Origin of the sequence: Paenimyroides viscosum (assembly GCF_003858535.1) — a bacterium.
GTDB classification, from domain to species: Bacteria; Bacteroidota; Bacteroidia; order Flavobacteriales; family Flavobacteriaceae; genus Flavobacterium; species Flavobacterium viscosum.
Genome location: NZ_RQTJ01000003.1, coordinates 1 through 9,183, shown reverse-complemented (window position 1 = coordinate 9,183; position 9,183 = coordinate 1). Strand labels below are relative to the sequence as shown.

The window sequence follows — 9,183 nt, the reverse complement described above, 5'->3', positions numbered from 1 at the left end:
CCAACATCCAACATCCAACATCCAACATCCAACATCCAACATCCAACATCCAACATCCAACATCCATCATCCAACATCTAACATCTATTTTCTTTCCTCTCTTTAGGTATTATACAATAAAATAGCGTATTTTGTGTCCGAATTAAATTCGGACATTTTTATGAAATTTGTAGTTGACAGCGGTTCTACCAAAGCAGACTGGTTGTTATTTAACAACAAACAATATTTAGGAGTTTACAATACATTAGGTTTAAATCCAGAGGTACTAAATACCGATGTGTTGGTGGAACGCATGTTGTGCAACGAAGAACTTGCCAATTTACGGACTTCAATTAAAGAAATTTACTTTTACGGATCGGGCTGCAGTACTACTCATTCTAAAAAAGTAATGTGTGATGCTTTGGAAAAAGTATTTGAAAATGCCGATTTTTTAGAGATTCTGGAAGATACCTATGCAGCTGTTTATGCGACCTGTCACGATTTACAACCTGGAATTGTTTGTATTAACGGAACCGGATCTAACTGTAGTTTTTTTAATGGAAAAGAGGTAGAGCAGGCAGTGAATTCATTGGGATATTTGGCAATGGACGATTGTTCGGGTGTTGATTTTGGTCGACGTTTAATTCGTGCACACTATTTTAGTACGATGCCTTTAGATTTAAAACAAAAATTTGAAGCAGCATACAACTTAAATGCCGATTTCATTAAAAAGAATTTTTATAAAGAACCAAACCCCAATGCGTATCTGGCATCGTTTCTTCCGTTTTTAATTACCAATAAAAACCATGCTTTTTTACGGGAGATGATTGCCGATAGTTTTCAGTTTTTTGTAGATCATTACATCAAGCAATATCCAAATCATGCAAATGTTCCGGTTCATTTTATAGGATCTACCGCGTTTTTATTACAAGACGAATTTAAAACAATCCTTGAAAAAAATAATTTGATTGCCGGTGTGTTCTACCAAAAACCGTTAGAAGGTTTAATTGAATTGCATCAGAAATAATTGTTTTTCATAATGTATAGTGGCTTTGAGATAGTAGCACTGATGTTATAATTTTGAACCTTTCTATATTTAAGTTCATCAATTTGATTATCTATATTATCTGAACCATTTTTATTATTAGTTAAAACTTTTATTAAATACAAAAATCATATATCCAGCATATATTTCTTTCCAAAAACCACTTTACCAAAACATTAATCAAATAGCAATCAAATAGCATATTAACAACAGTTTCAAGATCTATTTACAATAAATTAACCTAAATGTTGTTTGTTAACATTAGCTTAATACAGGTATAACATTGGGGTTATTTAAAAAAATGAATTTTGTACCAATGAAATTTTAAGCTAATTATGAATAAAATTCTAGTTGCAATTGGTGTTTTTTCACTCATTTCGTGCAGTAATAACAATTCGGTTAAAATGAAAGGATCGGATACCGAAGTAAATTTAGCTGTTAATTTAGCCGAAAAGTATACCGAATTAAATCCCGATTTTAGTATTGCAATTTCGGGCGGTGGCTCTGGCTTGGGCATCACTTCTCTATTAAACGGTCAGGCAGATATTGCAAACTCTTCACGTCCGTTATCCGATGAGGAAATTCAACAATTTAAAAATGCTGGTATTGAGGTTAGAACGGTGGTTTTTGCAGAAGACGCAACCGCTTTTATTGTTCATAAAGATTTACCGCTAGAAGAAATTGATACCGAAACTTTAGGCAAAATTTTAAGGGGGGATATTACAAACTGGTCTGAACTTACTTCTTCGGATTTACCCATAAATATTTACGGTAGACAAAGTAGTTCTGGTACACATTCTTTTGTTAAAAAGAAGTTGAAAATAGAATTTACCAATGCTGCAAAAGAAATGACTGGTAATGCACAAATTTTAGAAGGTGTAAAGGCAGATAAAACCGGGATTGGTTATGTAGGTGCAGGTTATGTAGCACACGATCCAAATGCAAATACAGCAATTAAAATTTTAAAAATTAAAGAAAGTCCTACTTCAACGGCATATTCTCCCATAGATGCCCATACAATTAATAACAGTTTGTATTTTTTTCAGCGTCCGCTTTATCAATTTGTAATAGAACAATCATGGGATAAGGTAAAACCTTTTATACATTTTGAAAAGAGTGCAAAAGGCAAAAAAATGATTGAAGAACACGGATATTATATCATAGAAGAATAAAACAATGAAATACAGAACTAGAATATCAATTGATAAACTCTTTAAAGTGGTTTTTAAAGCTACTGGTATGCTTGTGTTAGCATTATTGGGCGGAATATTTGCCATGTTGGTTTATAACTCTATATCGTTTTTTTTAGATATAAAACCTTTAGATTTTATTACAGGAATGGAATGGGCACCAACAGCTAAAACTCCAAAATACGGTATGCTACCTTTAATTATTAGTACAACTGTTGTAACCTTTGGTGCTATGATTATAGCAATACCATTAGGAATTGGTACTGCCGCTTTTATTTCGGAATATGCAGGGAGTAGACTAAAAAACATCTTAAAACCGGCAATTGAAATGCTGGCTGCAATACCATCGGTAGTTATCGGTTTTTTAGGTATCGTTGTTTTAAGTCCGGGAATTGCTAATATGGCAGATTTACCAAACGGATTAAACGCTTTAAACGGAGCCATCTTATTAGCAATTATGGCGCTACCTACAATTATTACGGTTGCCGAAGATGCTATACATGCAGTTCCAAACGCTTACAAAGAAGCAAGTTATGGTGTAGGTGCAACCAAATGGCAAACATTACGAAAAGTGATTATTCCTGCTGCTGCACCTGGTATTATTACAGCGGTAATGTTAGGCGTTGGTAGAGCAATTGGTGAAACTATGACGGTTTTAATGGCTACAGGTAACGCCGGATTAATACCAACAGGAATGTTTGATTCTGTTAAAACAATGACAGCAACAATTGCTATAGAAATGGGCGAAGTGCCTTACCAAACAACGCATTATTACGCATTATACGCTATTGCAACAGTTTTGTTTTTTATGACACTGTTTGCTAATATAGTAGGAGAGTTTTTTATTAACCGTATAAGAAAATATCATGCAGTATAAAACCAATAGATTATCAACGGTAATAGAGTGGGGTACTTTATTACTTTCAACCATAATTGTATGCTTTTTCTTATTTGTTATTATTTGGGAAATCGTATCAAAAGGAGCGTCATCATTATCATGGGAATTTGTATCAGCCATTCCTAAAGATGGAATGACCGCAGGTGGAATTTTAACTCCGATTATAGGTACGGTACTTTTAACATTGATAACTGCAATTTTTGCGATACCCTTTGGAATTTGTTGTGCCATTTACCTAAATGAATATGCAGAAAACAATTGGCTTACAAGAACTATTAGAGCAGCAATCAGAAACTTATCTGGTGTACCATCTATCATTTATGGATTATTTGGTTTGGCTTTATTTGTACAAGCGTTACAATTTGGTACATCGTTAATAGCTGCAGGTTTAACCTTGGGTTTATTATCGTTACCATATATTATAACCACAACAGAAGAAGCGTTAAAAAGGATACCAAACAGCATGCGCGAAGCAGCTTTGGCTGTGGGTGCTACAAAATTTGAAACAATAAAAGATGTAGTAATACCTTCTGCAATGTCTGGAATCTTAACCGGTGTTGTATTAACACTTTCCAGAGCAGCAGGTGAAACAGCACCAATCTTATTTACTGGGGCAGCATTTTTCATAAACGGTAGTTCGGGTTATTTAAATCAAGAATTTATGGCGTTGCCTTACCATTTATACATGCTGTCAACCCAGCATCAATCAATAGATCAAGTAAGACCAATTGCGTATGGTACGGCTCTAGTACTTGTAATTGTTGTCTTTTTATTAAACCTTACCGCATTTTATATTCGATATAAATACAGAAAAAATGAAAACTAAATTATCAGCAAAAAATTTAAACCTTAGTTTCGCAGACAAACAAGTTTTAAAAAACATCAGTGTTTCTTTTGCAGAAAACGAAATCACTGCACTAATAGGTCCATCGGGCTGTGGTAAAAGTACTTTATTACGTAGTTTTAACCGTATGCACGATTTGTTTCCATACGCTAAAATTAATGGTGAATTATTCTTAGAAGATTTAGATTTATATGCTAAAAATGTACCTGTAACCGAAATTCGTAAACGTATTGGTATGGTTTTTCAAAAAGCAAATCCTTTTCCTAAAAGTATTTACGAAAATATTGCGTACGGTTTAAAAATCAATAATTTACCTTGTAATAAAGAGGTTGTTCAAAAAGCCTTAGAAGAAGCCTATTTATGGGATGAAGTTAAGAACGATTTAAAAATGCCTGCAACTCGTTTATCAGGTGGTCAGCAGCAGCGTTTATGTATTGCACGCGCAGTAGCTTTGCGACCAGAAGTTATTTTAATGGATGAGCCTTGTTCTGCATTAGATCCGGTAAGTACGTTAAAAATTGAAGATTTAATTAAACATTTAAAAAAGAAATATACTATTGTTATTGTTACACACAATATGCAACAGGCACAGCGTATAGCCGATAAAACGGTTTTTATGTATTTGGGTGAAGTAAAAGAAGAAGGTACAACCGATGACATTTTTAACAATCCTAAAAACGAAATGACAGCAAATTATATTAGTGGTTATTTTGGTTAATTATCTATAAATTCATTTTTTCGCATAAAAATGTGTTTATGAGGGAGTTTACTTTTTTTAGTAAACTCCTTTTATTTTAAATTGACTATTTGGAACACTTTACCAAAATATACTTGATTAATTATATACAGATAGCCGTCACTTCGAGTAGATTTTCGTAATGAAATGGAGGAAAATCGTATCGAGAAGTTTGGTCTTGAAAGTTCTCGACAGGCTCGAACTGACGAAAGTTTTATAAATTCTATGGGATAAAAATTTCCCGTAATCAATTATTTTAAACGTTCTTTATTACGCTGGCTAATTTCTCGGTTAGTTTTCTTCGACTGAAATATTGTAAACCTATACCGTGAACTTTTAGGTTTTTCTGCTGATACTTTTCGTAACAATCTAAAATATATTGTTTTACTTCATCTAAATTATCATAATTAAAATACTTGCCGGCGTTGGTATCTTTTATAATCTGCTCCACATCGCTTTCTTTGGGTCCAATTGCTAAAATAGGTCGTTCGGCAGCCATATATTCAAAAAGTTTACCGGGAATTATTCCAATAGTTTCATACGAATCAATTTCAATCAGCAATAACATTTGCGAACTGCGTTGGTATTTCAACGCTTCGGTATGCGATACATATCCTAATACGTTTATATAACCATCTAACCTAAATTCTGTAATAGTATCAATAATTTCTGAACTTACTTTACCTATAAGTTGCAATTGAAAATCGGCACGAAATTGTTCATTTTCTTTTAAAATTTCTTTTAAAGCCTTCCATAAAATTCTCGGATTTCGTTTAGAAAGTAAGGATCCAATATGGCTTATTGTAAATTTTTGATCCATTGCTGGTTTTTCAATCGTTTCAATATCGTAGCCGTTGGTAATTACATGAATTGGTTTGGTTGTAATTTCTGAAAATTCATTTTTTGTTGTACTGCTTGTGGTAAGAATGGTGTCGGCTTTTGTTAAAACTTCTTTTTCTAAATCTTTATGTTTTTGAGCCGATTTATCGGTCAGTTTTAGTTCCTTGTGATACCCGATTGATGTCCACGGATCACGAAAATCTGCAATCCATTTAACAGCGAATCTTTTCTGCAATTCTAAACCAATTAGGTGCATGCTGTGTGGCGGACCCGTTGTAATAATCACATCTACCGCATTGCTTTTTATGTAATTTGATAAATAGTCAACCGATGGTTTTACCCAACCAACACGCGCATCGGGAATAAAGAAATTGCCGCGAATATAAAGTAGCAATTTTTCTATAAACGATTGTTTTTTCTCAGCTTTTATAATACCCGAACTAATGGTGGTGGTACTTTTTTTAGAAAATATCGAAGCTAGTTTGTAAGGCTCTTTAATTGGTTGTTTTAGAATAGTTATATTCTTGTTTATTTCACTTTCTAACTCCTGATCAAGAATAGGGTAGGTGGCATTTTCGGGCACATATACAATTGGCTCAATTTCAAAATCGGGGAGATACTTTACAAATTTTAACCAACGCTGTACACCTGGACCACCTGCTGGCGGCCAATAATACGCTATGATGAGTACTTTTTTCATACTAATTAAACTAATTTGGCAAGATAGGTTCCAACAAAAACACCGATTAATCCTAAAAGAATAGATAGGCTTAAATAGGTTGCAAAACTTGTATATTGCTGGGCTTGCAGCATTTTAAACAAATCTAACGAAAAGGCAGAAAAAGTGGTGAATCCTCCACAAAAACCAATTCCTAAAACAACGAATAACTGTTGTTGGTTTGCTGCGTATTTAACAAAAAGAAAGCCCAATAAAAGGCTTCCTAATGTGTTTATGAATAAGGTAGCAATAGGAAATTGCTGATACGTTATGATCTTTCCGATTTCATATCTGCAAACAGTTCCTATGGCTCCGGCTATTGCCAATCCTAAAATATTCATTATATATTCAGTACTTTTTCTTCGTTCTTGTTTCTTGTGGCAAAAAATATTCCTGCAACTACAATAAACAAAGCAATTAGTGATGTTATTAATGAAATGGTGCTTCCGGTTTTAACGACTTCCGGTTCAAACGAAAACACAATTTTATGATTTCCTGCAGGGATATTCAACCCGCGCAAGATATAATTTACTTCAACCATTTCAGCTGGTTTTCCATCAATTGAAATATTCCATCCTTTTGGATAATAAATTTCAGAAAAAACAGCAAAGCCATCTTCTTTATTATTGGTTTGATATTCTAATTTATTAGGTTGATAATTTGTCAGTTGAATTTGCGCCAAACTATCAGCAACAAAAGTCGTTTTTGGCACATTAACCGAATTATAAACCAACGCCGTTTCTTTTGATTTGAATGATTTCATTGCTGCCATCATTTCATCGGCATGCGCAACCTTCTGAATGTTATTAACAAACCAAGCATTTCCATTAGCTTCTGGGTTTTGCAACGGAATATCGGCTCCTTCTTCGTTTTTGCCGATGATGTACTTCACATTCAGCATATTTAAAACTTCGAGATTTTGTTGAGCAATCTGATAATCAAACAAATCCTGAACTTTTTTAGGTTTAGCCGCGTGATACCCGCCTAACGAATGATGAAAGAACGAACTGCGCGCACTGCTGAAACCACCTTGTTGTTCAAAAACGCGGAACTGCGATTTATCTGACAATATCTGTTGATCTGCTGGTGTTGGCTGAAAAGGAGTTTCGACCTGATGTTTTGAAACAAAATTATCTTTATTAACGTAATTGGTATCAATTGCTACCAAATCAACAACACCTAATAAACCAACGATGATTACTGCCGTTTTTGCATTCAGTTTTTCTTTATTATAAGCCCATAAAACAGCTGCTGTCAAGGCAACAAACAGTAAAGTTCTTAACAAATCTTTGGTGTACATTGCTTTACGGTCATCAACTAAAGCACTGATAAAACCTGATCCGCCGTCTTGAAAAACCTGAGCATAGTAAGAATCGTTAGATCCTTCAAAATCCATCATTCCTTTTAAAACAAACAATAAAACAAGTATTCCTGCAAAAACAATTCCCGACATTTTTATTGCCTTGAATTGTTCTTCTTTTGATACTTTAAAAAACGCTTGTAAACCTAAAACTGCCAATATCGGGAAACATAATTCGGCAATTACTTGAATTGATGTTATGGCACGAAACTTATTGTAAAGAGGTAAATTTTCAATTAAAAAATCGGTTAAAAAGAAGTTGTGTCCCCAAGATAATGCAATAGAAACTGCCGCACCTGTACCTAGATAATATTTTGCTTTTCTGTTATCAACAAAGAAACACAACAGCGCCAAAAATAACACAACAGCGCCAATATATGCCGGTGCAGCTACAATTGGCTGTTTACCCCAATAAGTAGGCGCGTGGTCTGCAAATTGTTGTGCCGGAGCAGGATCGTAACCTTGTGATTGTAAAAAGCTTGAAACGTATTTGTATGTGTTTGAATTTGTTCCGATGTTTTCACCGTTTCCGCCACCTGTAATTCTTGGCACTAATAAATTAAAGGTTTCAAAAATACCGTAGCTGTATTCGGTAATATATTCGTGGGTCATGGCGTTTGTAGATTCTTTTGGAGAACCGTCTGGAGCAATGGTTAATTCACTATCGCTTCGTGTACTAAATTTCGCATATTCTGATGTTGCCATTAAGTTGGTTGCATTTAAACCAATAGCTAAAATACCAGCAACAGCAAATATTCCGAACATTTTTAATAATGATGAAAGGTCTTTCTGTTTGATATAATGAACCGAATAATAAATGGTTACAATTACTAAAAAGATCAGTAAATAATACGTCATTTGAAAGTGGTTTGCGGAAATTTCCAAGGCAGCTGCAATCATTGTCACGATTCCTCCTAAAAGATATTTCTTTCTAAAAACTAAATGAACTCCGGCTAAAACCAATGGCATATAAGCAATTGCATGCCCTTTTGCATTGTGTCCGGCTCCTAAAATAACAATTAAATAGGTAGAAAAACCGAATAATAAAGCGCCTATAAAAGCTTTTAAAGGTTTTACTTTATACGTTAAAAGCAACAGGTAAAAACCTATGAAATATAAGAAAACATAATCTGCCGGACGTGGAAGAAAACGGATAACATAATCTAATTCTTTTATGTAATTATGTGGATATTTTGCACCTAACTGATATGTTGGCATTCCGCCGAAAGCATTGTTAACCCAATAGGTTTCTTCGTTATTTGTTTGGCGAAAATCATTTAATTCTTTAGCCATTCCGGTGTATTGAACAATATCCGACTGAAAGATCTGTTTACCCGATAATACTGGATAAAAATAAGCTAAAGCAACAACTACAAAACCCAATATTGCTAAAATATGAGGCACATAGTTTTTGAAATTTTTCATAGTACATAAATTTAATGCTAAATGTACTTATAATTTAGGAAACGGTAAAAAACTACAACTGCTTTTTCTTTTATAAATACATTTATTTTAACCCATAGTGCATTATTAAACGAGATTAATTTTTAGGTTGTTAATATTTCTGTCGAAT

General features: G+C 33.8%; 8 protein-coding genes. 5 read left to right on the top strand and 3 right to left on the bottom strand.

All coding sequences use genetic code 11. From position 1 onward, the window contains the following. The first annotated feature begins 160 nt into the window (after positions 1–160). The 5 genes from EG242_RS02125 (at position 161) to pstB (ending at position 4,674) form a co-directional block, all read left to right on the top strand. The gene (locus EG242_RS02125) at positions 161–1,006 is read left to right on the top strand and encodes an N-acetylglucosamine kinase (RefSeq protein ID WP_124898271.1); all 846 of its coding nucleotides are present in this window, start codon (positions 161–163) and stop codon (positions 1,004–1,006) included. 353 nt (positions 1,007–1,359) lie between these two features. Next, positions 1,360–2,196 carry a PstS family phosphate ABC transporter substrate-binding protein gene (locus EG242_RS02120; RefSeq protein ID WP_124898270.1) on the top strand — a complete coding sequence of 279 codons (837 nt, stop codon included), beginning with the start codon at positions 1,360–1,362 and terminating at the stop codon, positions 2,194–2,196. Between the two features lie 4 nt (positions 2,197–2,200). Then, positions 2,201–3,091 carry a phosphate ABC transporter permease subunit PstC gene (pstC, locus tag EG242_RS02115; protein WP_124898269.1) on the top strand — a complete coding sequence of 297 codons (891 nt, stop codon included), beginning with the start codon at positions 2,201–2,203 and terminating at the stop codon, positions 3,089–3,091. Further along, entirely contained in the window at positions 3,081–3,938 is an 858-nt protein-coding gene (pstA, locus tag EG242_RS02110) for a phosphate ABC transporter permease PstA (RefSeq protein ID WP_124898268.1), read from the top strand. The genes pstC and pstA overlap by 11 nt, the downstream gene beginning before the upstream one ends. Continuing rightward, complete coding sequence (pstB, locus tag EG242_RS02105) at positions 3,928–4,674, top strand: phosphate ABC transporter ATP-binding protein PstB (protein WP_124898267.1); 747 nt, start codon at positions 3,928–3,930, stop codon at positions 4,672–4,674. Before pstA ends, pstB begins: the two co-directional genes overlap by 11 nt. 274 nt (positions 4,675–4,948) lie before the next feature. Here pstB and EG242_RS02100 read toward each other — a convergent pair whose 3' ends face one another. The 3 genes from EG242_RS02100 to EG242_RS02090 are packed head-to-tail and all read right to left on the bottom strand — an operon-like array spanning position 4,949 to position 9,035. After that, positions 4,949–6,232: a glycosyltransferase family 4 protein gene (locus EG242_RS02100; protein WP_124898266.1), complete on the bottom strand. Its 1,284-nt coding sequence runs from the start codon at positions 6,230–6,232 to the stop codon at positions 4,949–4,951. A gap of 5 nt (positions 6,233–6,237) precedes the next feature. Next, positions 6,238–6,591 (bottom strand): fluoride efflux transporter FluC, encoded by a 354-nt coding sequence (locus tag EG242_RS02095; RefSeq protein WP_124898265.1) that lies wholly within the window; start codon positions 6,589–6,591, stop codon positions 6,238–6,240. Further along, positions 6,591–9,035 (bottom strand): YfhO family protein, encoded by a 2,445-nt coding sequence (locus EG242_RS02090; RefSeq protein ID WP_124898264.1) that lies wholly within the window; start codon positions 9,033–9,035, stop codon positions 6,591–6,593. The genes EG242_RS02095 and EG242_RS02090 overlap by 1 nt, the downstream gene beginning before the upstream one ends. Between the last annotated feature and the right edge of the window lie 148 nt (positions 9,036–9,183).